Genomic DNA, 23,619 nt, shown 5'->3' on the forward strand with positions numbered 1-23,619 from the left:
CCGGCGGCCGGCATTTGACGGGAACACGAATGGTGCGCACGGTTCGTTGGATCGCTTTCTGGTGCGTGGCCTGCGTCGTCGCGCCGGAGGCCGCGCTCGCGCAGCGCGCGCAGGCGGCGGACGCCGGCGCGGCGCTGTCGATCGCGACCGGCAAGGGCGAGATGCTGTCGTTGCCGGAGCCCGCGACCGCGATGTTCGTCGCGGACCCGAGCATCGCGGACATCCAGGTGCCGTCGCCGCGCACCGTGTTCGTGTTCGGCAAGAAGGCCGGTACGACCTCGCTGATCGCGCTCGGCGCGAATCATCGGCCGATCCTTCGCCGGACCGTGATCGTGCAGGTCGATACCGCATCGCTGCAGACGGTGCTCGACAGCCGCTTCCCGCAATTGAAGCTGTCGGTGTCCGGCGCGCCCGGCTCGCTGATGGTGTCGGGCAAGGTGCCGAGCGCGGCCGACGCGGACGCCGTGACGCAGTCGCTCGCGCCTTATGTGAGCGACAAGGAAAAGATCGTCAACCGGCTCACGCTGTCGCGCCCGATCCAGGTGAACCTGCGCGTGCGCGTGACGGAAGTGAGCCGCAACATCACGCAGCAGCTCGGCATCAACTGGAGTTCGCTCGGCGCGGCAGGCAACTTCGTCGGCGGGCTGTTCAACGGACGCACGCTGTTCGATCCGACGAACAAGCTGTTCAACCTGTCGCCGAGCGGCGCATATTCGGTGCTCGGCGGCTTCCATACGGGGCGCTGGTCGATCGACGTCGTGCTCGATGCGCTCGACCAGGAAGGGCTGATCACGATGCTCGCGGAGCCGAACCTTACCGCGATGTCCGGGCAGACCGCGAGCTTCCTCGCGGGCGGCGAGATTCCGATTCCGGTCGCGCAGGCCGGCAACACGACCGGCGCGATCACGGTCGAGTACAAGCCGTTCGGCGTGTCGCTGGACTTCACGCCGACCGTGCTCGCCGACAACCGGATCAGCCTGAAGGTGCGCCCGGAAGTGAGCGAGGTCGATACGAGCAACAGCGTGACGACTGGCAGCATCACGGTGCCGGGGCTCTCCGTGCGGCGCGTGGAGACGACGGTCGAGCTGTCGAGCGGGCAGAGCTTCGCGATCGGCGGCCTGCTGCAGAGCCAGACCGCGGATACCGTGTCGCAGGTCCCGGGGCTCGGCCGGCTGCCGATCATCGGCCGGCTGTTTTCATCGAAGAACTTCCAGGACCACAAGACCGAGGTCGTCGTGATCGTGACGCCGTACATCGTGCAGCCGACCGGGCCGGGCCAGCTCGAGCAGGCGCTCGATACCGTCGCGCGGCCGAGCAGCGACCTCGAGTTCGCGATCCAGCGCAATCTCGGGCTGGACCTGTTGTCGGGCGACACGCCGCGTCTCGTCGGCGCCGCGGGCTTCGTGTACTGAGCCAAGGAGCGCGCATGCGAGTTCGAACCCTGTTCACCGCACCGTTGCCGCTGGCGCTCGCGGCGTGCCTGTCGGCGCCGCCGCCGATCAACCTGCCCGATGCGCGCGCGATCGGCTTCGACGGCGTGCGCGCGGTGCCGCCCGACTGCGCGAAGCTGATGCAGCCGTCGCATCTCGTCGATGCAGGGTTCGGGCGGCCCGGCGTGCCGTTCGGCTGCGCGACCTACACGAATCTCGCGACGATGCTCGCGCGGCCGGAAGACCTCGTCGCGCCCGTGCCGTACGGCGGCGCCGATGCGCAAGTGGCGGCCGACGCGGTGCGCCGCTACGTCGAGGACCGCGTGAAGCAGCCCCCGCCGGGCAAGACGCTGACGACGACCGGCTCGTCCGGTCATTGACCCCCTGACGATGCGATCGCGATGCCGCCCATGAACGTCCTCGACCGCCAGAACGCCAAGCGCGCCGCCTCCGCCGGAGCGGCGGATCTCCTCGCGGTCGTGTCCGATGCGGGTAGCGAGGACGTGATCCGCCGCGTCGCGCAGGATCTGTCGATCGCGCGCGCCCACGTGCACCCGGGCGACTGCGACGACGCGATCCGATTGCTGCAGCAGCAAGAGCGTTCGCCGCGCCAGTTGATCGTCGACGTGTCGGATTCGGTGCTGCCGGTGTCGGACCTGATGCGGCTCGCGGACGTGTGCGATCCGTCGGTGCGGGTCGTCGCGATCGGCACGCAGAACGACGTCGGGCTGTTCCGCAACCTGCTCGGCATCGGCGTGCAGGACTACATCGTGAAGCCGCTGACCGTCGAGCTGATGCGGCGCGCGCTGACCACGACGGAGTCGGTCGTGCAGGTGCGTACCGGCAAGATCGTGAGCTTCGTCGGCGCGCGCGGCGGCGTCGGCGCGACGACGATCGCGGTCAGCCTCGCGCGCTGCCTGGCGGGGGAGAAGCGGCGGCGCGTCGCGTACGTCGATCTGAACCTGCATGGCGGCGCCGCGAACTCGATGCTCGGGCTGTCGAGCAACAACGGGCTGATCGAATTGCTGAACATGGAACGGCGCCCCGACGACGCGTTGTTCGACCGCATGTTCGTCACGAAGGGCGACCGCCTGCACGTGCTGTCGGCCGAACTCGCATACGGCGAAGACGCGCTGCTGCGCGACGATGCGATCGCGCAGCTCGTCGACATGCTGAAGGACCGTTTCCATTACGTGCTGTTCGACGTCGGCTACCGCGCCGGCAAGCTGTTCGAGGATGCGCTGACGGCGTCCGATCTCGTCTATATCGTCGCCGACCGGTCGGTGCACGCCGCGTACGAGGCCGCGCGGCTTGCGCGCTTCGTGAAGGAAATGCCGGGCGAGCGGCTGCTGTCGATGGTGCTGAACAATCCGCTCGAGCCGGTCAAGGGGCGCGTCGCGCAGTCGGATTTCGAGGATGCGTTCGGCGGTGTGCAACTGCGCGAGCTGCCGCACGAGGCACAGTCGCTCGCGATCGCGGAGAACCTGGGCGAGCCGATCGAACGTTCGAAGCGCCGCGGCTTCCTGGACGAGATCCGGCTGCTCGCGAACGGCATCACCGGCGAATCGATGGCCGTCGCCGAGCCCTGGTACGCGCGCTTCGTCAAATGGAGGAAGGGATCGTGACGTTCGGTACCCGCAAGCAGCCGACACCGGACTCTGCGCCGGCGGGTTCTCGCACCGCGCCGCACGACACCGCGCCCGCGCCGGGGCCGGCCGTTAGCCCGGTGCCTGCGTCCATGTCCACGTCGGCGCGTGCGGCCGCGACGGCCGATACCCAGGAGGCGCTCATCCGCTCCGGCAAGTTCGACGCGATACGCAACGCGGTGTTCGCGTCGATGAACATGTCGGCCGCGCTGATGAAGACGCGCGACGAAGTGCGGGCCGGCATCGAACAGGTGGCCGCGCACACGGTCGAGCGCGAGCGCCTGAAGATCACCACGGGCGAGCAGGTGCTGATCGTCGACGCGATCCTGAACGACATGTTCGGCGTCGGGCCGATCGAGCCGCTGCTTGCCGACGACACCGTGTCCGACATCCTCGTGAACGGCCCCGACCAGGTGTACGTCGAACGCGCGGGGCGGCTCGAGCTCACGCCGCTGAAGTTTCGCGACAACGCGCACGTGACGAGCGTCGCGCAGCGGATCGCGGCGGCGGTCGGGCGTCGCGTCGACGAGAGCAGCCCGATGGTCGATGCGCGTCTTGCCGACGGCAGCCGCGTGAACGTGGTGCTGCCGCCGATCGCGATGCGCGGCGCGTCGATCTCGATCCGCAAGTTCGCGAAGCGCGACATCACGCTCGCGCGGATGGCGCATCAGGGCAACATCTCGCACGGGATGCTGCAGGTCCTGAAGATCGCGTGCGCATGCCGGCTGAACATCGTGATCTCGGGCGGCACCGGGTCGGGCAAGACGACGCTGCTCAACGCGCTGTCGCAGCACATCGAGGAGCACGAGCGGATCGTGACGATCGAGGACGCGGCCGAGCTGCAACTGCTGCAGCCGCACGTGGTGAGCCTCGAGACGCGGCCGGAGAACACGGAAGGGCTCGGCGGCATCTCGCAGCGCGATCTCGTGCGCAACGCGCTGCGGATGCGGCCCGACCGCATCATCCTCGGCGAAATCCGCGGCGCGGAGGCGTTCGACGTGCTGCAGGCGATGAACACGGGCCACGACGGCTCGATGACGACGATCCATGCGAACTCGCCGCGCGACGCGATCAGCCGGCTCGAAAGCATGGTCATGATGGCGAACGCGAACCTGCAGCTGCTGTCGATCCGGCGCCAGATCGCGAGCGCCGTGCATCTGTTCGTGCAGGTCGAGCGGATGCGCGACGGCGTGCGCCGCGTGACGCGGATCACCGAGATCGTCGGGATGGAAGGCGAAGTCGTGATCACGCAGGACCTGTTCGCGTTCCGCCAGGAAGGCGACACGACGCGCGACGCGGTGAAGGGCGTGTTCGAGGCGTCGTCGCTGCGGCCCGCCTTCGCGCCGCGCGCTGCGTACTACGGCGTCGAGGACGCGCTTACCGAGGCGTTCCGGCAATGAGGACGGCGGACCTGTTCGCGCTCGGCGCCTTCGTCGTGATCCTCGCGGTGGGGCTCGGCCTGTCGGCGTTGCTGGACCGTGCGCGCCAGACGCCGGAGCAGCGCATTCGCGCGCGGATGCAGCGCATTGCGCCATCGCTGACGGGCCGGGCCGCCGGTGCGGCAGCCGGGGCCGGTGTCGCGCTGTTCAACCTGCCGCGCCGGCAGACCCGCGTGCGGGCATGGGTGCAGCGCTACGTGACGCGCGTGCGCGCGGTCGGCGGCGAGCGCGGGCTGCGGATCGTCATCGCGAGCACGATCGCCGGCGCGGTCGCGGGGATCGTCGTGGTGAAGCTCGTGGCGCTGCCGCGCGTGGTGCATCCGGCGATTTATGTCGGACTGCCGCTGATCGCGATGCGCGCGAGCTATCGCGCGCTGGTCGAGCGCTTCCGGCTGCGCTTTCTGGAGGGGTTCCCCGACGCGATCGACCTGATCGTGCGGGCGGTGCGCGCGGGCATTCCGGTCACGCAGGCGATCAGCACGGTCGGCGATAGCGCCGCCGAGCCGGTGCGCTCGACCTTCCGCACGATGGGCGACAGCCTGCGCGTCGGCGCGGATCTGAAGGACGTGCTGACGCACGCGGCGGACCGGCTGATGATCGCGGATTTCTCGTTCTTCACCGTCTATCTGCTGCTGCAGCGCGAGACCGGCGGCAGCCTCGGCGAGACGCTCGACGAGTTGTCGAGCATCATCCGCACGCGCCGCGACATCCGCCTGAAGACGCGCGCGCTGACCGCCGAGGGGCGGATCACGACGAAGATCATCTCGGCGGTGCCGTTCGTGATGATCGGCGCGCTGTTCCTCGTGAACCGCGCATACGTGATGCTGCTGTTCGATACGCATGCCGGACGCGTGATGCTGACGATCGCCGCGACGCTGCTGACGATCGGACTGGTGACGATTCGCAAGATCTCGAAACTGGATACTGCACGATGACGATGTCGATGCTGGCCGCCCGCGGCCTCGAACTGTTGCTGCTGCTCGCGTGCGTCGCGGCGGCGCTCGCGACGCCGGGCGGCGGCACGCGCCGGCGCATCGCCGTGCGCGTGCAGCAGGCCGCCGGACAGCGGTCGCCCGCGCTGGGAGCGGGGCGCCTGCAGGCGGGCGACGTGCGTCGGGACCTGACGCGGCGGCTCGCGCAGCTCGGCGAGCGGCTGCCCGTGCTCGATCCGATGCAGCGCGCGAAGCTCGCGCTGCAACTGGCGCGCGCGGGCTTTCGCGAACGGCGCGCGGTGTCGTCGATGATCGGCATCAAGCTCAGTTGCGGCGTGCTGTTCGCCGGCGTCGCGATGGTGTTCAGCCCGTATATTCCGCGCTTCGGCGAATACTTCGTGATCCGCGCGGTGGCGATGGTCGCCGCGTTCGTGGTCGGCGTGATCGTGCCGGAATACGTGCTCGGCGCGATGATCCGGCGGCGCCGGCGGATCATCGCCGCATGCTTTCCGGATGCGCTCGACCTGCTCGTGATCTGCACGATGGCCGGCAACAGCCTCGTATCGGGCGTGCGGCGCGTCGCGCGCGAACTCAGGCGCATCTGCCCGCCGCTCGCCGACGAGCTGACGGTGTGCGCGGACGAGCTGACGCTGAGCGGCAACGTGTCCGAAGCGCTCACGCATTTCGCGATCCGCGTCGACTTCGCGTCGGCGCGCTCGCTGGCCACGACGCTCACGCAATCGCAGCGGTTCGGCACGCCGATCACGCAGGCGCTGCGAACGCTGTCGCGCAGCGAGCGCACCGAGCAAATCGTCGCGCTCGAGGAGCAGGCCGCGAAGCTCGCGCCGAAGATCACGCTGCCGATGATGCTGTTCATCCTGCCGACGGTCGGCCTGATCGCGGCAGGCCCGGCGGCCATCCGTTTGCTCGAGGTGTTCAAATGACAGGCCCCGCGCTCCGTGCGTTCGTCTTCGCGGCCGTGCTGCCGCTGCTCGCCGGCGGCTGCGCGCCGGGTATCCAGACGCGGCCGGCGCTGTCGCACAAGAGCGACGACCCGCAGGCCGAATTGCGCATCGCCGACAGCGCGCTGGCCGGCGGCAACGTCGATCTCGCGTCGACGCTGTACGCGAAGGTGCTGGCGCGGCATCCCGATTCGCTCGCCGCGCAACTGGGGCTTGCCGACGTCAACTATCGCGCCGGCGATCTGGAGCGCGCGCGTATTCTGTACGAGCAGGCGCGGCAGCTTGCGCCGGCCGAACTCGGGCCGCAGGTCGGACTCGCGCGCGTCGCGTTGCGACAGCGTCGACTCGACGAGGCCGCGCGCCGCTATCGCGACTTGCTCGCCGCGCAGCCAAACCTGCCGCTCGCGGCGCAGGGGCTCGGCACGGTGCTCGATCTTCAGGGCCGCCACGAGGACGCTCAGACCGTGTACCGGGACGCGCTGAGCGCGCATCCGGACGCGCAGGGGCTGCGGGTCGACCTCGGGCTGTCGCTCGTGCTGAGCAATCGTCCGCGCGAAGGCGTGAACGTGCTGCTCGACGTGGCCGGGCTGCCCGATGCGCCGTGGCAGGCGCGCCAGAACCTCGCGTTCGCGTACGGCGTGCTCGGCAACACCGATTCGGCGAAGAAGCTGCTGTCCGCGGACCTGCCCGCGTCGGCGGTGGCCGACAATCTGCGCGTGTACCAGGCGGTGCGTACGCAGCTCGCGGCGCGTCCGGTCGGCGACGCGTCGCGGCCGTCGAAGGGCGCCGCGCTCGAGCCGCGCGCCGTGCCGCCCGCCGCGGGGGCCGTAAAATGACACGCGGGGCGACGGGCGCCCGCCACGCGCGCGGCGTCGTATCCCTCGAATTCGTATTGATGCTGCCGTTCCTGCTGATGGTGCTGATCGGCATCATCGACACGAGCCTGCTGCTGTGCGACAAGGCCGTGATCACGAACGCGAGCCGCGAAGCCGCGCGGGCCGGCGTCGTGCTGCGCGTGCCGATGCTGACCCCGACGCAGATCGCCAACGTCGCGCTGAGCTATACGCAGAACAGCCTGATCACCGGCGGCACGCCGACGACGCCGACCGTGACCGTGACGCAGGCGAACGGCACGACGGCGGGCACCGCGCTGACGGTCACGGTGACCTACACGTATGCGGGGCTGGTGCTCGGTTCGGCGTTCAGCGCGCTGACCGGCCCCGTGACGATCTCGGCTACCTCGGTGATGCTCTATGAATGACGCGGCCGGCACGCGATGCATCGGCGCCGCGCGCGAACGCGGTTCCGTCGCGCTGTTCTTCCTGATGTTCCTGATCCCGCTGCTGTCGTTCGGCGCGCTGGCGATCGACATCGCGTGGATCGCCACGGTGCGCAACCAGTTGCAGAATGCGGCGGACGCGGCCGCGCTCGCGGCGGCCGACGCGATGATGTCGCCGACGGGCGGGCCGCTGAACTGGTCGCAGGCCGCGCCGGCGGCGAACGGCGTGATCGCGCTGAATTCGGCGGCGGGCGCGCGGCTCGGGAGCGGCACCGTGACGACCGGCTACTGGAACGTGACGCGCACGCCCGCGTCGATGCAGCCGACCACGATCACGCCCGGCCCGTACGACGTGCCGGCGGTGCAGGTGACCGTGTCGCGCGCGCCGGGCATCAACGGCGGCTCGATTCCGCTGCTGCTCGGCGGGTTGCTCGGCATCCCCGGCGCATCCGGCGGCGCGACCGCGATCGCGGTGCTCGCCGCGCCGGGCGGCGTCGCGGCGGGCGGGCTCTTTCCGATCGCGATCGACCAGTGCGTGTACAACCAGTACTGGAACGCGCAGACCAACCAGCCGCTGATCAATCCGCTCACGGGTCTGCCGTACCAGTTTTCGATCACGAACGGCCAGACGTATGGCTCGCTGTGCATGGGCGGTCAGTGGACGTCGTTCCAGTCGACCGCGACCGACACGACGACGATGGGCGGCCTGATGGTGACCGGCAACCCGACGACGCTCAATATCGGCGACAGCATCTATCTCGCGACCGGCGTGAAGGCGACGCTCTACACGTCGGTGCCGGTCGGCGCGACGGTCGTGCTGCCGGTCGTCACGCAGACGTCGAGCAGCACCTACGTGCCGATCGTCGCATTTGCCGCGTTCCACATCGACGTGTCGCTCGGCGGCGCATACAAGTACATCCAGGGGCACTTCGTTGCCGGTGTGAAGATGACCGGCGTCGCGACGGGCGTCGGGCCGTACTACGGCGTGTACGTGCCGCCGCGGCTTGCGTTGTGACTGTTGCGAGCGTCGTGGCGGGCGCGGCGCAGCAGCACCAGCAGCGCGAAGAGCGTCACGGCCGGGCCGATCTGCGGCAGTTGCAGCCACGGGTTCAGGTATTCGACGATCGGCAGCGCCCACATCAGCGCGATCGCGGCCTGTTCGCCGCGCAGCCAGCCGTCGCGCCAGCCGATCGACAGCATGCACGCGATCGCGATGGCAAGCCACGCGAGTTCGTAGTGCCACACGTACGGGTTCGCCACGAGCGTCGCGACCGTCAGTACGGCCGCGCGCACGCGGGTGTCGCGCGACTGCATCCATACGACGCAAGCGGCGTAGATCGCGATCGCAGCGATGCACGCATGCGCGGCGTACGCGGCGCCGAGCGGCACGTCCGCGAGACGAAACGCCGCGAACGGCGTGGGCGACGCGAGCCAGAACCCGACGCCATGCTCGAGGACGATCGAGCGGGCGATGCCGGCGCTGGCGACGAACAGGCGCGGCGACTCGACGCCGCAGACGAGCACGCTCGATGCGGCGAACGCGCCGGTCGCGAGCGCGGCCCACATGATCGTGCGCCATGCGCGCGCGGCGACCAGCACGAACGGGAACAGCAGCGCCAGCTGCGGCTTGACCGACAGCAGCGCGATGCAGAGGCCGGCATATATCGGCCGCCGATCGGCCCAGTAAACGGCCAGCGCCGCGCACGAGGCGGTCAGGAACGTGTTCTGCCCGAGCGTCGCGGTGACGAACACGCATGGCGCGGCAACCAGCGCGAATGCGCCGGCGTGCGATGCGCCGGGTATCGTACGGAGCCCGGATACGCGCCACGCGGCGAGGCCGAGCATGAGCACGCCGAACGCGACGAACAGCGGATAAGCAAGCGCGAACGGCAGCAGCGCCAGCGGCGTCACGAGCAGCAGATAGGTGGGCGGGTACAGCCACGGTGCGAAGACGTCGCGGGGAAGGGTCGGAAACAGCCCGGTCGTCAGCCGCGAGAATGCGGAAAAATCGTATGCGTGCGAGGGCGTGCCGTGCAGCATCACGTACGACGCGGACCAGAACACCGAGAAGTCCGCCCCCGGGCGGGGTATGACGCCGCTGCCGGACGCGTGACGAACGACCGCGATCCATATCGACATGAACAGCGCGTACGACACCAGCATCAGCGCGCTGTACAGGACGACGCGTCGCGACGTGAGCCACGCGACGACGGGCCGCGCCGTCGGCCGCGTCGATTGCCGGAGGATATCCAATTGACGTGGCCCGGGCTTACTTGATCGACGCCTTGCGAGCGGCGATGCCCGCGGCCGCCGGCGTCGCGCCCCGGCGGCGCGCCGGGTGCGCGCGCTTGAGCGGGAACTGAAGCAGCTTCGATGCCGGTCGCGCGGCCGCATCGCGCTCGGCGCGGTAGCGCCGCCGCACGAGATAGACGGGGCGTTGCTTGGACTCGTGATAGATGCGGCCGAGATATTCGCCGATCACGCCGATGCCGATCAGCTGGATGCCGCCGACGAACAGCACGACGGAAATCAGCGACGGGTAGCCGTGCACCGGATTGCCGTACAGCAGCGTGCGCATCACGATGTACGCGCCGTAGACGAACGACAGCGCGGCGAACGCGAGGCCGACGTAGGTCCACACGCGCAGCGGCACCGTGCTGAAGCTCGTGATGCCCTCGAGCGCGAAATTCCAGCGCCGCCAGCCGGAGAATTTCGAGCGGCCGCCGCTGCGCGGCGCACGCGTGTATTCGACGATTTCGGTACGAAAGCCGACCCACGCGAAGAGCCCCTTCATGAAGCGCCGCCGCTCGGGCAGCGCGCGCAGCGCGTCGACGACTTCGCGGTCCATCAGCCGGAAATCGCCGACGTTCTCGGGCATCTCGACTTCGGAGAGCCGGTTGTGCACGCGGTAGTAGAGCGAGGCCGCCACGCGTTGCATCAGCGGATCGCACATCCGGTCGGTGCGCTTCGCAGCGACGACCTCGGCGCCCGCGTGCCAGCGTTCGAGCATCGCGGGAATCAGCGCGGGCGGGTCCTGCAGGTCGGCATCGATCAGGATCACGGCCGCGCCGGCCGCCTCGTCGATGCCGGCGGTGAGCGCCGCCTCCTTGCCGAAGCGGCGGGTGAGATCCACGACGTGCACGCGCGCGTCGCCGGCGGCGACCGAGAGCAGCCGGTCCAGCGTGCGATCGCGGCTGCCGTCGTTGACGCAGACGATCTCGAAGCGCACCGAGCCGACCGACTCCAGAACCGGCAGCGTTTCGGCAAAGAATGCGTCGATCGTTTCTTCTTCGTCGTGAAAAGGCACGACGAGCGATATCAGCGGCTTCCTGGCATGCGTCGACACGTTGAGGCCCCCGGAGAGATTCGGCCTGCGTTGCGCGGTAGGTTTCCGTTGTCGTTCGCCGGGCGGGCGTTACCCGATTCGGGGCGAAGGCGGTCCTGGCCAGCCTCCCCACCGTGGACGGGACGACATAGGGTTTAAGTATTGTACGAAGTATTCGGGATTCGACAAGGCGCGAATCGACGGCGAATCGTGCAGGGCGGGCCGGCTCGATCGGTTGACGATCTTCACCGGCCCGCGCGTGTCGAGCGACCGCCCGTCACTCCACCGTCACCGATTTCGCCAGATTCCTCGGCTTGTCGATATCCGCGCCCCGCAAGCACGCCGCGTGATACGCGAGCAACTGCAACGGCACGACGTGCAGAATCGGCGACAACAGCCCGTAGTAATCCGGCATCCGAAGCACCGACACGCCTTCGCCGTTGTCGATCCGCGTATCGGCATCCGCGAACACGTAGAGCTGCCCGCCGCGCGCGCGCACTTCCTGCATGTTCGACTTGAGCTTTTCGAGCAGCGCATCGTTCGGCGCGATCGTCGCAACGGGCATCGTATGCGTGACGAGCGCGAGCGGCCCGTGTTTCAGCTCGCCGGCCGGATACGCTTCCGCGTGGATATACGAGATCTCCTTCAGCTTCAACGCGCCTTCGAGCGCGATCGGGTAGTGCAGCCCGCGCCCGAGAAACAGCGCGTTTTCATGCTGCGAGAATTCCGCTGCCCAGCGCGCGATCTGCGGCTCCAGCCCGAGCACGTCTTCTAGTGCGCGAGGCAGGCGCCGCAACTGCAGCGCATAGCGCGCGAGTTGCGCGTCGTCGACGTAGCCGCGCAGCCGCCCGAGCGTCACGGCGAGGATGAACAGCGCGACGAGCTGCGTCGTGAACGCCTTGGTCGACGCGACGCCGATCTCCGGGCCCGCTCGAGTCAGGAAGCGCAGGCTGGTCTGGCGCATCATCGCGCTGGTCGGCACGTTGCAGATCGCCAGCGTGTCGATGTGGCCGAGCGCCTGCGCGTACTTCAGCGCGGCGAGCGTGTCGGCGGTCTCGCCGGATTGCGACACGCTGACCACCAGCGTGTTCGGCGTCGCGAGCGCGTCGCTGTAGCGGTATTCGCTCGCGATCTCGACCTGCGCGGGGAGGCGCGCGATCGTCTCGAGCCAGCGGCGTGCGGTCAGGCCCGAGTAGTGGCTCGTGCCGCACGCGAGAATCAGCACGTTGTCGATCTGTTCGAACGCGCGCGCGGCGTCCGGGCCGAATACGGCGGGGTCGAACAGCCCGGCATCGGGAATGGTCGCGGCCACGGCCTGCGGCTGCTCGAAGATCTCCTTCTGCATGAAGTGCCGGTACGGCCCGAGCTCGACCACGCCCTGCGTGGACGAAACGGTCTGGATCGCGCGTTCGATCGGCGCGCCGTTGCGATCGAGCACCCGTACGCCGCCCGGCGTCAGCTCGACGATGTCGCCTTCCTCGAGGAAGATGAAGCGGTCGGTGATGCCGGCGAGCGCGAGCGCGTCGGACGCGAGAAAGCATTCGCCGTCCTTCACGCCGACGACGAGCGGCGAGCCGGCCCGCGCGCCGATCAGCCGTTGCGGCTCGTGCTTGCTGAACACCGCGATCGCATACGCGCCGTGCAGTTGCGAGGTCGCGTCGCGCACGGCGGCGAGCAGGTCGCCGCGATACTTGCTGTGGATCAGGTGCGCGACCACCTCGGTGTCGGTCTGTCCGTCGAACTCGTAGTGTTCGTCGGCCAGTTGCCTGCGCAACGTTTCGTGGTTCTCGATGATGCCGTTGTGTACCAGCGCGATCTCGTCGCGCGAGAAGATCGGATGCGCGTTGCAGGTGGCCGGCGCGCCGTGCGTCGCCCAGCGCGTGTGCGCGATGCCGGTGCTGCCGGCCAGGCCGGCGCTGCGCACGTGGGCGTCCAGGTCGGCGACGCGCGACACGCTGCGCTCGCGGCGTGCCTGGCCGTTGACGACGGTCGCCACCCCGCATGAATCGTAGCCGCGATATTCAAGGCGGCGCAAACCTTCGATCAGAATCGGGACGATGTCCCGTTGCGCGACCGCGCCGACGATGCCACACATGACACGTCTCCTTCCCTGTAGATTCCCCCGGACCGTGCGCACGCGTGGATCAGCGTGACGCGGTCTCCGTTGTCGCCGCCGTCGTGAAGCCGCATTGAGCGGGCGCGACCGGGTCGGCCATCCGGCTTTCGAATGCCAGGTAAAGTGCTTCCTCCAGTACGTTCCAGTGTGCGCCGTGCCGGTACGGGCCCGATCGTGCATGCCAGCACGCGACCGTGTTCCTGTCGTTCATCTTGAGTGCGACCAGTGCGATCAAGCCCCATGGATAATCGGAGCCGGCGAGTTGCAGCCAGGTCTTGCCGTACTTCTGCATCCACTGCGCGTAGATCGTGTCGTTCGATTGTTCGGGAACCTGAATTCCGGATAGCAGCGGAAAAATCTGCGCGACTTTCGCGGGGTAGAACGTCGTGTCGCTGATGCGCTGCGTGCTCGCGCGAAAGCCGGACTGCGTGCCGCGCCAGAACACCTTCAGGATCGCGGACGCGAGCCGGTCGGCGCGCTGGCTCCACGGGCCGGCGTGCGTGGAATCGGCATGCCGGACGTAGTACGCCGCGAGCGCCTGGAACGCGCTGTGCACCTCGACGTTGTCCATCAGCAGCGCGACGCGCAGCGTCGACGAGATCTGATAGACGCCCGTGGGCTTGGCGAGCAGCGTGTCCAGGTGCGCACTGGCGCGATTCAGGCTGAGCTCCCATGCGGCGGGCAGGCCGTCGGGCGGCGCGAAGCGGGCGAGCAGTTCGATCCAGGTCGCCATCATCGCGTCGTCGGCATCGGCTTCGGCGCATGCGCTGTACTGGCCGCTCTTCATGCAGTAGCGATCGAAGCCGCCGTCCGGACGCTGGCGCGGCAACAGCCACGCGATCCACGCGAGCGCGGCCTGATGGGCGTCGAGCCCGGCGTCGGCGGCGGCGAGCAGCGCCTTCGACGCGAAGTAAGGATCGATGCCGGCGCCGTTCAGGCGCACGGTGATCGCGCCGTCCGGGCGTTGGTAGAGCCCGTTGAGCTGGAGTTCGGCGGCGCTCGCGTGCAGCGCGACGCCGCACGCGGCGACACCGCACGCGACGCACCACAGGCGGCATAGCCGGGCGATGGCCGTCACGCGTGCGCGTGCGGCCGGGAACAGCGCGGGCCGGTTCATGATGGGGGGCTCCTGCGCGGTGGTCCTGCGCAAATCCCGCCGGGCGCGGCGTTGGCCGCGTCGCGCGCCGGCGGGTATGTCGATGTCGCGGCTCAGTGCACCTTGGCGCTGGTGAACTTGAGACTGGTGCCGCTGTTCGCGGTCACGAGCCAGTACGTCGAGTCGGTGATGACGACGCTGCCGAAGCCTTGCGTGATGACCGGCAGTGCGAAGCCCTTCTTCGGCAGCAGCCACGTCATGTTCGCGAGGCTCGTCGGGTGGCTGGCGGCGAACGCCCAGCCGCTGCCGGTGTCGGTGGCCGACCACGTGACGTTCAGGCGTGCACGATCGAAGGTCGTGATGTCGCTCATCGTGTACCACTTGAACTGACCCGTCAGTTTCAGCGTATTGGCTTGCGAGAAGATCGCGGACAGCGTCGACGTATAGGACGACGCGCCGAGCGGGTGCGCATAGATCAGCCGGCTCGTGCGGTTCGCGACGACGAAGTTCATCAGCGATGCATACCAGTTGTTCACGTCGGCCGTCGGCACCGCGTACTGCTGGAACTCCTCGAACGTCGCGTACTTGCCGAACGGCATCACCGGGTAGGCCCACAGGCCCGGGTTCAGCAGCGCGCCGTTGCGGTATGCGCGGGTCGGCGCCGAACCGGTGTGCCCCGTGAAGTAGTAGCCGTTGAAGCCGTTGCTTTCGAGCCAGTTGACCGACCAGGTCGGCGTGTTGCCTTCCGGCGCCGCGTACTCGACATCCGGCACGGCCGTCACGGCCTGAACGGCCTGGTGATTCATCACCAGGTACTGCGTGAACGTGCTCGCGTTCGTTTCGCTCGCATTCGCGCCCCAGTAGTCGTGAATCCAGCCGCCGTGGCTGCCGACGCGATGGCCCTTGCTCACGAAATACTTGAGGAGATTCTGCGCGGGCGGGTTGTTGGCGAGATTGAGGCCGCCACCGTCGCCGAACGCCGCTTCATCGGGGCCGGCCGTGACCACGAGCGAGAACGGCCCGTTGTTCCACACGCCGAGGCTCTTCAGGTAGAGCGCAGGCTGGAGCTGGTCGCCCGCGCAGAAGTGCCAGTTGAATACGAGGCCGGCCATCGCCTTCGGCAGCGGCGACAGCGACGGCAGGTTCAGCATCTGCGTGCCGAAATAATGCAGGTAGCCGTGGATCAGCATGCCGTCGGTCTGGCCGTCGAGGTAAGCGAGCGGCAGGTTGACGAACAGCACGCCGCCGTTGCCGTACGTGTTGTAGCCGGACACCAGCCCGAAGGTCGGCGAGGTCAGGATCGTCGTGCCGGTGTACGTGCCCTGCGTGACGAAGCTCGGATAGGTGAGGAAGCCGTACACGTAGCCGGAGATGCCTTCGAGCGTGTCGGTGGTGGTGGCCAGCGTCGACGCGAGCGTGTTGGCCGTCTTGCCGGTCGACGTGCTCAGCAGCGAATTGGCGGTGTACGTCGTGGTCTTCTTCAGCTTGCCGGTCACGGTGCCGGTCAGCTTCGGAGCCGTCTGGTTCAGCACGCCGCTGCCCGTGGATGGCGTCGCGTACTGGAACCATGCGCCGTGGTTGTAGTTGGCGAGGCCGCCCGGGTTCGACGGGCTGGCGGCCAGAAACTGTGCGGTGCCCGACGTCGAATTCGTCGACGTACCCGACGTACCCGACGTACCCGACGTACCCGACGTACCCGACGTGCTCGTCGATGCGAGCGCACTCGCGGTCGTGGTGCTCGACGAAGCCGTGGTCCACGCCATCGACTTGCCGGGGGGCACCTGAAGCGTGCGCAGCCAGCTGCTCATGCCGGTCACGTTGCCGAGGCCGATCATGTTGCCGCCGTATTGGTCATACAGCACGTAGTCCACGCCCACCATGCTGCTGAAGCGCGATTTCGGGCTGACGTAGAAGCCGGCCGCATTCAGCACGCCGAAATCGTAGACGAGCATCACCTTGCCGCCGTTCAGCGCATAGTTCTGGATCGCCGTTACCAGCGAGTCGGCCGCGGTCGTATGTACCTGATCGGGCAGGATCAGGCCCGGATACTGCGACAGCGACGCGCCGGCCGCCATGAACTGGCTGTCGGTCATCACCTTGATCTGCAGCCCTTCCTCCTGCGCACTGTCGAGCCATGCGGATACGCGCGGATCGGGCAGCGTCAGCGTGTCGGGCACCAACAGCAGAAGCTGGTTGGTGGCCGCCTGAGCGCCGCCCGGACTGAATGCGAACGCGAGCGCGAACAGCGCGAACAGGATCCGCAAGAACTTGCCTGACTTTGCCAACATGGTGTGCTCCTCGCTCAAGGAATGGGGGCGTGCGGCAGCGTGATCCGCGTGCCGCCAGGTCGACCAATCCAGCCCCGTAGGTGTGTGCGGCTGTCCGGTTCGTCGGGTATCGAGCGGTGCGTGTCGACGGCAGCCGGTTGCGCACATGCGTCGGTGCGCGGCGCTGCCTTCGCCGACGAGAGGACTCGATGCGACGCATTGAAAGAAGCGAACAACGTGCCATTGGCGCAGGAGGCCCGGTCCTGCTGGCTTCCTGCGATGCACGTCGCGCGGCGCGGTCGCAAACGCGGCGGATTCGTTTCATCGCTGATACGGCGCGTTTGACGGCGCTATCAGCAGACGGAATCGCGATCGCGCGTCAGTGCGCCGGGCCAGCTCGCGCAGTAGGTATAGAGCGTGACCAGCAGCCCGATCAGCAGCGGCCCGCCGAGCAGGAAATAGCAGAACGGCAGAAACAGCAGCGAGCCGTGATGGATGATCGTCGCATGCAGCAGCATCACGAACGGCAGCGCGACCACGAAGTAGCCGAGCACCAGCAGCGATGCGGCGGCCTTTTGCAGCAGCGAGAAATCGAGCGGGTAGTACAGCGCGGCCATCACCAGCGGGATCAGCGCGATCGCCGCGCCGTGCAGCACGAACATGTCGCGCAGATGCAGTTGCGGGACATACGGGAACGTGCCCGGCGCGAGCCAGAAGTACGCGCAAATCAGCAACTGGGTGAAGCTCGCGATACGTAACAGATATGCAACAGGCAGCCAGTTCGCGCGCCGGATGAACGATGCGGCGAAACCGATCGCACAGAGCGCGGCGGTGGCGGCCAGCAGCATGCCGCCCGGCAGGCGGGCCGCGACGTCGATCGACAGCAGCGGCACGCGGGGCGCGTCGGGCGGATAACCGATCACGATCACGCGAAGCGCCGGATCGATCTCGCGCGCGCCCCACGCCATGACCGCGCGCCAGTAGCGCCACGCCAGCGGCAATCCGAACCACAGCGACGCGTACAGCGCGGGCGTCAGCAGCGCGATCGACCACAGCCAGCGCTGCGGATGCGCGTGGATGCGCAGAGAACGATCGACGGGAGGACGGACGGGATGCGTGTGCACGGCGTCCGCCCGCCTACCAGCGATAGAACACGCTGAGCTCGCCGCCGATCCGCGAGTAGTACGGGTTGTGGTAATAGGCGAGTTCGAGCTGCGTTCCCCACTTGCGCGTGAGCCAGTAGCGCCATTTCGCGGTGATCTCGTGGCTGCGGAAATCCGCGATCTGCGTGCCCGAGCCGGTGACCTGATACGCCTCGCGGCCGACCCCGCCGCGCAGCACGATCACGCTCTTGCCGGCTTCGCCGTAGGTGACGGCGCCGTAGTAGCCGGGCGCCTTCACCGATCCGGGCGAATCGACCGTATAGTTCGCACCTGCCTCGAAAATCCACTTCGGCAATGCGTACCAGATCACCCCGGCGTGATAGAGCTGATCGCGGTGTCCGCTGCGGTTCCATGCGTAGCCGGCGCCGAGCGATACGACCAGCGAACGATCGGGCAACAGCTTGCGGTTGATCGACGCGTCGATGCGCGCACTCGGCAGGATCGTGCCCGACGTGGTCCCCGAAAAGCCGATACCGCCGAACCAGTCCGGCCCGAGATCCTGCACGTAGGTCAGCGCGCCGAGCTGCGTGTTCTCGCCGAAGCGGTGCAGTTGCGCCAGTTCGCCGAGGATGGTGCGGCCGCCATCCTGATAGACGCCGCGCAGGTGGACGCCGTACCAGTCGCCGTAGCCGTGCGTCAGGTGCGCGCTCGAATAGCCGAGCGTCAGTTCGGTATGCGTTTCCCGCGGCGCCTGCACATGCGCGACGACGGCATCGGGCAGCGGCGGCCGGTTCGTATCCTCAGGCGTGAATTCGGCGAGCGGCACGCCGTCCGGCAGGCCTTCGGCGTCCACACGCACGAACATCGACTCGTCGCGCATGCGCGGCGTGATGACGGTCGCGGGGGGCGGAGGCTGCACGGCGGCGGCATCGTCCGGCTGCTCCGCCAGCGCCGCGGGCGCGCCGAAGGCGACGCCGCACAGCATCGCGAGGGTGGCAACCGGCGCGCGCGGGCCGCGATGGCTGGGGCGATCAGACATGAGGCGCTCCTTGACGGGATGTATGGAACCAGCCGCTGCGCCACGCGACGAGGTCGCCATGCACGCAGGCATGATTGACGATCGACACGTCGCGCGCGCACGCGCTGACCGGATGACCGGCGACACCGATGCGCGCACCCGTGAGCCGCAGCAGGCCGCCGGCCGACACGACGCCGTCGATGCAGCTCGCGCTGGCGAGCAACACGTCGTCGCGCGCGAATACCGCGCCGTGCAGCAGCGCGTGACGTTCGAGCTCGACGCGATGCGCCTTGACGCTGCCGCGCAGCACGCAGCCTTCGCCGAGGACGAGCGTCCCGTCGACGATCAGATTGCCTTGCACGACCGTATGCGCGGGCAGGCGAACGTCGCACGGCAGCAGGTACCGACCGTGCAGGAAGCGATGCGGCAGCGACGCGAAGTGGCGGGTGAGCGAGATCGCGCGGCGCGGAGCGGCCGCCGTGTCCGCGGGCCGCGGGTCCGGCGCCGCGCCGAAGACGATCGGCTCGCCATACAGGCACGCGAAGCCGCCGGCGCCGCGCAGGCGCACCGTGCCGCCGACCACGACGCCGCGCAGCACCGCGCCGTCGACGTCCACCAGCGGCGCATGCGCGAGCGTGCCGATCGTCGCGCCGCCACGGATGTCGATGCGCTCGTCGGCGAATGCGTACGCCGCCCGCGCGCCGTCGTCGAGCGTGATCGTGCGATCGGCGTGGAGCACGTCGTCGCGATGCGCGTCGCGTGCGACGTGGATCGCGTCCGCGTGCTGCACGGCCAGCCCGAGCGCTTGCCACGGCGGGGCGACGGACGCCTCCGCCGGCGGCGTGCCGGCCACGTGCACGCGCAGCGCGTCGTGCCAGCGCGCGGCGAGCAGCGCCTGATCGACGAACGGCCCGTCGCCGATCGGCAGCGCCGCGACGTCGCTGCGCCGGATCAGTTCATGCAGCAGCGGCAGGAACGGCAGGGTGAGCACGCCGGCCACCGGCACCATCACGTTGAAGGTCGTCATCGCTCATCGCTCCGGTTTCAGTTGCCGGCGGAAACGCTCGGTCTTGTCCCATTTCAGTTCGCGGCGCAACGCGGCGTCGAGCAGGAGCCCCCAGAGCGCGGAGACGACCGCCGCAATCGTCACGCAAAAGCCGACGACGTTGACCGGCACGAGCCGCAGGCGCGTCGCGCGGCCGTCGAGCCGCGCGGCGACGACGATCTCGAAGAACACGCCGAAGTTGCCGAAAGTGCTGAACGAGAACAGCGCGAACAGCGACAGCAGCAAACCGAGCGCGGTCGAGTTCACGCCGTTGAACAGGTAGAGCGCGAGCGCGGCGCTCCAGGCGATCGCGAGCAGCGCGGGCATCGCGAATACGCCGAGCAGCAGCGCGCCGTCGAGCCGGCAGCGCCGCGAAATCAGCGGATTGCGCAGCACCGGCAGCAGATAGCGCAGCATCGTCTGGTTGTGGCCCTTCGCCCAGCGCGTCAGTTGCCGGGCGCGGACGGCCCAGCGCTCCGGCACTTCCTCATAACATTCGGCGTGGTTCAGATAGACCGTGCGCCAGTCGCTCAGCAGCAGACGGTAGGTCATGTCGGTGTCTTCGGCGAGCGTGTCGTCGCACCAGCCGCCCACGGCGTCGAGCGCGCTCTTGCGGATGCCGCCCACCGTGCCGCCATATTGCGGCACCAGATCGAGATTGTTGCGGGCTTGCTGGTTGACCTGGTAGCCGCCCGCGCGCTCGAGATCGAGCAGCCGCGCGAGGAGGTTGCTGTCGGCGTTCTGCGGCACGACGCGGCCCATCACCGCGCCGACTTCCGGGTCGAAGAACGGCGCGACGAGCTCCTTCAGCAGCCCGGGGCGCGGCAGGTAGTCGGCGTCGAATACCACCATGATGTCGCCGCGGATGAAGCGCAGCGCATCCTTCAGCGCGGCCGCCTTGCCCGGCTTGCCGGTCTCGCGGTGAAACGGCTGGATCAGCTCGGGCGCGAGCGCCCGGACTTCCTCGATCAGCGCGCGCGTGTTGTCGGTCGAGCGGTCGTTGACCGGAATGATCGTCAGCCGGTCGCGCGGGTAGGTCGTGGCCAGCAGCGCCATCAGGCAATCGACGATGACGGTTTCCTCGTTGTGGGCGGCGACGAAGACCGTGAGCCGCGGCCAGTCGCCGTGGGTCATCGTCCGGTAGGGCGCATGCTGCGGCTTGAACAGGCGGTCGATGCTGAATACGTAGTGCCGTGCGGCATACGCGCACGTCAGCAGCGTGAACAGCCACAGGTAGGCCACGCACGGCATCAGCAGCAACTCGGGATCGAACGTGAGGTCCGGCGGGGTGGCGGGCGGCGGCGCGAGCGACGCATCCGGATCGGGCGACGCCTGCGCGGAGCGGGACAGCGTCACGCTGTCGAGCGCGGCGCGCTCCACCGCGATCGCGATGTGTGCGGCGTTCGCGGCGTTGACAGCGGGCGCGCCGAACCGGGCGGGTTCGGCAATTGTCTGCGATGCGGTGTCGGTGTCGCGCACGATCAGCGAGCAGGCAAGCACGATCAGCAGCAGGATGCCTTGCTCGCAGAGTGACGCCGTGCGCGTTTTCTTCATGTCTGGTCCCCGGTCCCGCAACGACGACCGGTGAGCGCCGAAGCGCTGCGTGGATCGCGCGGATGTCAATGGAAAGCGGTGGCGCGTTCGTCGCGCAGGGGCCGTGGTCGGGTTCCCCGGACGGACGCGTTGCGTCGCCTCCCGGCTTCGTTGCCTTGGCGTCCCCGTCCGTCTGCTGCCGTGCGAGTGCTTCGGGACACCTGTCCGACATCAAGCAAGGCGTGAGCCATCTGCCCGGATGCCCCGTGCGGCAAGGCGCCGTGCCCGGGAAGCGGATCCGGGACGCGCGTGGGCGGCGCGTTTTGATTCACTGACGAATCAGCGTGCACGGATCGCATTCAGCCCGCGCGGCGCCGGCGGCAAGCGTTGCGCATTTCGCGTGGCGGCCGGTTCGTCCCGTCCATTGGGGCGCAGGCGGCGGTATGGCGGTCGCAACGCGCGCCGGTTTCGCATGAGGAAAATGGAACGCACTCCGATCTATTTGCCGGATTCGGCGTCGCGTTACACATTCGCAACATTTCCCGCGCACCGATTCGTGTGACGCAAGCACCATCTTGCGCCGGAGAAATTCCGTACGCGCGACGGCGACCGACGGCCGCGCGCGCGCCACGCGCTGCACCGACGAAAGGGGCGAATCGAGACGACGCAACGCGCGTCGAAAGATGCGCGCGCTTCGATGCGTCACGCGTGACGACAGGCATGCGCGATTCGTCGGACGACGTCGTGTGACGGATCGCGCGCGCGTCCCGGTGTTTGTCGTTGTCGCGGGGGGCGGCGATGCGGGCGCCCGTAGCAGTTGTGAAACATTCCGCAACGCGCCGCGTGCACACGATCGCCGTGAAACGAAGCGGGCCGGGATGCGGGCCGGCTGGTTTGAATATTGCTGTAGCAGGAGGACCTGACGCTCGACACGGCGAGGAGCTGCTCATGACGTGATGGATCCACCGCAACCGGCCGGTAGTACGACGATTCGCGCGGCCCGGACCGCGCGGACGAGGTGGCCCGCTCGCCCCGCAGCACCACGGCATGTCGATCGCGCGCGAGTACGGGGTGCGCCGCCCGAATACATGCTTCGCGCCACGTGCAGGATCGCCACGCGCGAAGCGGCTAAACGAGGACAACGATGAAGAAGATCTTGCTTGTGTTCGGGACTCGGCCGGAGGCCATCAAGATGGCGCCGCTGGTGCGCGCGCTGAAGGCGCAGGCGGGTGTCGACGCCCGGGTATGCGTGACCGCGCAGCATCGGCAAATGCTCGACCAGGTGCTGACGCTGTTCGACATCAAGCCCGACTACGATCTCAACCTGATGCGGCAGGGCCAGACGCTGACCGACGTGACGACCGGCATTCTTCAGGCGATCGGCATGGTCTTCGACGAATTGCGTCCGGACGTCGTGCTGGTGCACGGCGATACGACGACCACGCTCGCGGTGAGCCTCGCGGCGTTCTATCGCTATCTGCCGGTCGGACACGTGGAGGCCGGGCTGCGCAGCGGCGACATCTGGTCGCCGTGGCCGGAGGAACTGAATCGCCGCGTGACCGATGCGGTGTCGTCATGGCATTTCGCGCCGACCGGGCAGGCACGCGACAATCTGCTGAGCGAGGGCGTGCCGGGCGGGGCGGTCTCGCTGACCGGCAATACCGTGATCGACGCGCTGCACGAGGTCAAGCGCATGCTCGATCGCACCGCCGCGCTAACGGACCGGATCGCCGCGTACTTCCCGTTTCTCGAACCGTCGCGGCGCGTCGTGCTGATCACCGGCCATCGCCGCGAAAGTTTCGGCGAACCGTTCCGGAATTTCTGCGACGCGCTCTGCACGCTGGCGAAACGCTATCCGGATGCGCAGTTCGTCTATCCGCTGCACCTGAATCCGAACGTGCGGGAACCGGCGCGCGCGCGGCTCGGCGGCGTGCCCAACATCTACCTGATCGAGCCGCAGGAATATCTTTCGTTCGTATTCCTGATGTCGCGCGCGTATTTCATCATCACGGATTCGGGCGGCATTCAGGAAGAGGGGCCGGCGCTCGGCAAGCCGGTGCTCGTCACGCGCGAGACGACCGAACGGCCCGAGGCGATTCAGGCCGGCACCGCGCGGCTCGTCGGGACCGACCAGGACAGGATCGTGTGGGAGGCGTCGCGGCTGTTCGACAGCGAGAGCGCTTACGAGGAAATGTCGCGCGCGAGCAATCCGTATGGCGACGGCCATGCGAGCGAGCGGATCGTGCACGCGTTGATGCGTACGCCCGGCGTGCCCACGAAGACGACGAGTTTCGCGATGGGCGCCGCCGAAATGCCGTTCAACGCGCTCACGCTCGGGTTGCAGGCGTTGCGCTCGCCGTGAGGAAAACCATGCGGTAGCGCGTTCCGACGCGTTCGCGCGCATCCATCGAGCATCCGGTCCGGCCGC

19 protein-coding genes are annotated in these 23,619 nt (G+C 68.4%); 10 read left to right on the forward strand and 9 right to left on the reverse strand.

All coding sequences use genetic code 11. The annotated features are described in order from the left end of the window. The first annotated feature begins 29 nt into the window (after nt 1–29). The 9 genes from QZM15_RS15030 to QZM15_RS15070 are packed head-to-tail and all read left to right on the forward strand — an operon-like array spanning nt 30 to nt 8,703. Nucleotides 30–1,412 (forward strand): type II and III secretion system protein family protein, encoded by a 1,383-nt coding sequence (locus QZM15_RS15030; RefSeq protein WP_302106650.1) that lies wholly within the window; start codon nt 30–32, stop codon nt 1,410–1,412. A gap of 14 nt (nt 1,413–1,426) precedes the next feature. Further along, a complete protein-coding gene (locus QZM15_RS15035) occupies nt 1,427–1,810 on the forward strand; it encodes a CpaD family pilus assembly lipoprotein (RefSeq protein ID WP_124861099.1) in 384 nt (127 codons plus the stop codon). 21 nt (nt 1,811–1,831) lie between these two features. Next, nucleotides 1,832–3,055: an AAA family ATPase gene (locus tag QZM15_RS15040; RefSeq protein WP_302106651.1), complete on the forward strand. Its 1,224-nt coding sequence runs from the start codon at nt 1,832–1,834 to the stop codon at nt 3,053–3,055. Next, the gene (locus QZM15_RS15045; RefSeq protein ID WP_302106652.1) at nt 3,052–4,476 is read left to right on the forward strand and encodes a CpaF family protein; all 1,425 of its coding nucleotides are present in this window, start codon (nt 3,052–3,054) and stop codon (nt 4,474–4,476) included. The genes QZM15_RS15040 and QZM15_RS15045 overlap by 4 nt, the downstream gene beginning before the upstream one ends. Then, complete coding sequence (locus tag QZM15_RS15050) at nt 4,473–5,450, forward strand: type II secretion system F family protein (RefSeq protein ID WP_099316280.1); 978 nt, start codon at nt 4,473–4,475, stop codon at nt 5,448–5,450. The genes QZM15_RS15045 and QZM15_RS15050 overlap by 4 nt, the downstream gene beginning before the upstream one ends. Then, entirely contained in the window at nt 5,447–6,391 is a 945-nt protein-coding gene (locus QZM15_RS15055) for a type II secretion system F family protein (protein ID WP_226225430.1), read from the forward strand. The genes QZM15_RS15050 and QZM15_RS15055 overlap by 4 nt, the downstream gene beginning before the upstream one ends. After that, nucleotides 6,388–7,245 (forward strand): lipopolysaccharide assembly protein LapB, encoded by an 858-nt coding sequence (locus tag QZM15_RS15060; protein WP_060011650.1) that lies wholly within the window; start codon nt 6,388–6,390, stop codon nt 7,243–7,245. Before QZM15_RS15055 ends, QZM15_RS15060 begins: the two co-directional genes overlap by 4 nt. Further along, nucleotides 7,242–7,670, forward strand: coding sequence for a TadE/TadG family type IV pilus assembly protein (locus QZM15_RS15065; RefSeq protein ID WP_059573836.1), 429 nt, complete (start codon nt 7,242–7,244; stop codon nt 7,668–7,670). Before QZM15_RS15060 ends, QZM15_RS15065 begins: the two co-directional genes overlap by 4 nt. Continuing rightward, a complete protein-coding gene (locus tag QZM15_RS15070; protein ID WP_226225429.1) occupies nt 7,663–8,703 on the forward strand; it encodes a TadG family pilus assembly protein in 1,041 nt (346 codons plus the stop codon). The genes QZM15_RS15065 and QZM15_RS15070 overlap by 8 nt, the downstream gene beginning before the upstream one ends. Here the strand turns inward: QZM15_RS15070 and QZM15_RS15075 are convergent. The 9 genes from QZM15_RS15075 to QZM15_RS15110 form a co-directional block, all read right to left on the reverse strand. Next, the gene (locus tag QZM15_RS15075) at nt 8,667–9,851 is read right to left on the reverse strand and encodes a glycosyltransferase family 87 protein (RefSeq protein ID WP_302106777.1); all 1,185 of its coding nucleotides are present in this window, start codon (nt 9,849–9,851) and stop codon (nt 8,667–8,669) included. The two genes, QZM15_RS15070 and QZM15_RS15075, sit on opposite strands and share 37 nt — an antisense overlap. A gap of 106 nt (nt 9,852–9,957) precedes the next feature. Continuing rightward, nucleotides 9,958–11,034, reverse strand: coding sequence for a glycosyltransferase family 2 protein (locus tag QZM15_RS15080; RefSeq protein WP_104012296.1), 1,077 nt, complete (start codon nt 11,032–11,034; stop codon nt 9,958–9,960). A 256-nt stretch (nt 11,035–11,290) separates the two neighbouring features. Then, nucleotides 11,291–13,108 carry a glutamine--fructose-6-phosphate transaminase (isomerizing) gene (glmS, locus tag QZM15_RS15085; RefSeq protein ID WP_302106653.1) on the reverse strand — a complete coding sequence of 606 codons (1,818 nt, stop codon included), beginning with the start codon at nt 13,106–13,108 and terminating at the stop codon, nt 11,291–11,293. A gap of 49 nt (nt 13,109–13,157) precedes the next feature. Continuing rightward, on the reverse strand, nt 13,158–14,246 hold the full coding sequence (locus tag QZM15_RS15090) for a hypothetical protein (RefSeq protein WP_226225423.1): 1,089 nt from the start codon (nt 14,244–14,246) through the stop codon (nt 13,158–13,160). A 92-nt stretch (nt 14,247–14,338) separates the two neighbouring features. Beyond that, nucleotides 14,339–16,513, reverse strand: coding sequence for a hypothetical protein (locus QZM15_RS15095; protein ID WP_302106654.1), 2,175 nt, complete (start codon nt 16,511–16,513; stop codon nt 14,339–14,341). A 332-nt stretch (nt 16,514–16,845) separates the two neighbouring features. Beyond that, a complete protein-coding gene (locus tag QZM15_RS15100; protein WP_302106655.1) occupies nt 16,846–17,616 on the reverse strand; it encodes a hypothetical protein in 771 nt (256 codons plus the stop codon). A gap of 13 nt (nt 17,617–17,629) precedes the next feature. Further along, nucleotides 17,630–18,634, reverse strand: coding sequence for a YaiO family outer membrane beta-barrel protein (locus tag QZM15_RS15105; RefSeq protein ID WP_367033253.1), 1,005 nt, complete (start codon nt 18,632–18,634; stop codon nt 17,630–17,632). Beyond that, a complete protein-coding gene (locus QZM15_RS34000; RefSeq protein ID WP_104012290.1) occupies nt 18,627–19,640 on the reverse strand; it encodes a polymer-forming cytoskeletal protein in 1,014 nt (337 codons plus the stop codon). The genes QZM15_RS15105 and QZM15_RS34000 overlap by 8 nt, the downstream gene beginning before the upstream one ends. Before the next feature lie 3 nt (nt 19,641–19,643). Beyond that, nucleotides 19,644–21,212 (reverse strand): glycosyltransferase family 2 protein, encoded by a 1,569-nt coding sequence (locus QZM15_RS15110; protein ID WP_302106657.1) that lies wholly within the window; start codon nt 21,210–21,212, stop codon nt 19,644–19,646. A gap of 1,123 nt (nt 21,213–22,335) precedes the next feature. Between QZM15_RS15110 and wecB the strand changes: the two genes are divergently transcribed. Continuing rightward, on the forward strand, nt 22,336–23,553 hold the full coding sequence (gene wecB, locus QZM15_RS15115) for a non-hydrolyzing UDP-N-acetylglucosamine 2-epimerase (RefSeq protein WP_059640937.1): 1,218 nt from the start codon (nt 22,336–22,338) through the stop codon (nt 23,551–23,553). Nucleotides 23,554–23,619: the final 66 nt, after the last annotated feature.

It is taken from the genome of Burkholderia sp. AU44665, assembly GCF_030504405.1.
In the GTDB taxonomy this organism is placed as follows: Bacteria; Pseudomonadota; Gammaproteobacteria; order Burkholderiales; family Burkholderiaceae; genus Burkholderia; species Burkholderia semiarida.

Coding starts and splice junctions, on each gene's coding strand:
- QZM15_RS15065 (WP_059573836.1), top strand. CDS start 7,242: ATGACACGCGGGGCGACGGGCGCCCGCCACGCGCGCGGCGTCGTATCC.
- QZM15_RS15070 (WP_226225429.1), top strand. CDS start 7,663: ATGAATGACGCGGCCGGCACGCGATGCATCGGCGCCGCGCGCGAACGC.
- QZM15_RS15060 (WP_060011650.1), top strand. CDS start 6,388: ATGACAGGCCCCGCGCTCCGTGCGTTCGTCTTCGCGGCCGTGCTGCCG.
- QZM15_RS15075 (WP_302106777.1), bottom strand. CDS start 9,851: ATGCTGGTGTCGTACGCGCTGTTCATGTCGATATGGATCGCGGTCGTT.
- QZM15_RS15090 (WP_226225423.1), bottom strand. CDS start 14,246: ATGAACCGGCCCGCGCTGTTCCCGGCCGCACGCGCACGCGTGACGGCC.
- wecB (WP_059640937.1), top strand. CDS start 22,336: ATGAAGAAGATCTTGCTTGTGTTCGGGACTCGGCCGGAGGCCATCAAG.
- QZM15_RS15055 (WP_226225430.1), top strand. CDS start 5,447: ATGACGATGTCGATGCTGGCCGCCCGCGGCCTCGAACTGTTGCTGCTG.
- QZM15_RS15050 (WP_099316280.1), top strand. CDS start 4,473: ATGAGGACGGCGGACCTGTTCGCGCTCGGCGCCTTCGTCGTGATCCTC.
- QZM15_RS15095 (WP_302106654.1), bottom strand. CDS start 16,513: ATGTTGGCAAAGTCAGGCAAGTTCTTGCGGATCCTGTTCGCGCTGTTC.
- QZM15_RS34000 (WP_104012290.1), bottom strand. CDS start 19,640: ATGACGACCTTCAACGTGATGGTGCCGGTGGCCGGCGTGCTCACCCTG.
- QZM15_RS15110 (WP_302106657.1), bottom strand. CDS start 21,212: ATGAAGAAAACGCGCACGGCGTCACTCTGCGAGCAAGGCATCCTGCTG.
- QZM15_RS15030 (WP_302106650.1), top strand. CDS start 30: ATGGTGCGCACGGTTCGTTGGATCGCTTTCTGGTGCGTGGCCTGCGTC.
- QZM15_RS15105 (WP_367033253.1), bottom strand. CDS start 18,634: ATGTCTGATCGCCCCAGCCATCGCGGCCCGCGCGCGCCGGTTGCCACC.
- QZM15_RS15035 (WP_124861099.1), top strand. CDS start 1,427: ATGCGAGTTCGAACCCTGTTCACCGCACCGTTGCCGCTGGCGCTCGCG.
- QZM15_RS15040 (WP_302106651.1), top strand. CDS start 1,832: ATGCCGCCCATGAACGTCCTCGACCGCCAGAACGCCAAGCGCGCCGCC.
- glmS (WP_302106653.1), bottom strand. CDS start 13,108: ATGTGTGGCATCGTCGGCGCGGTCGCGCAACGGGACATCGTCCCGATT.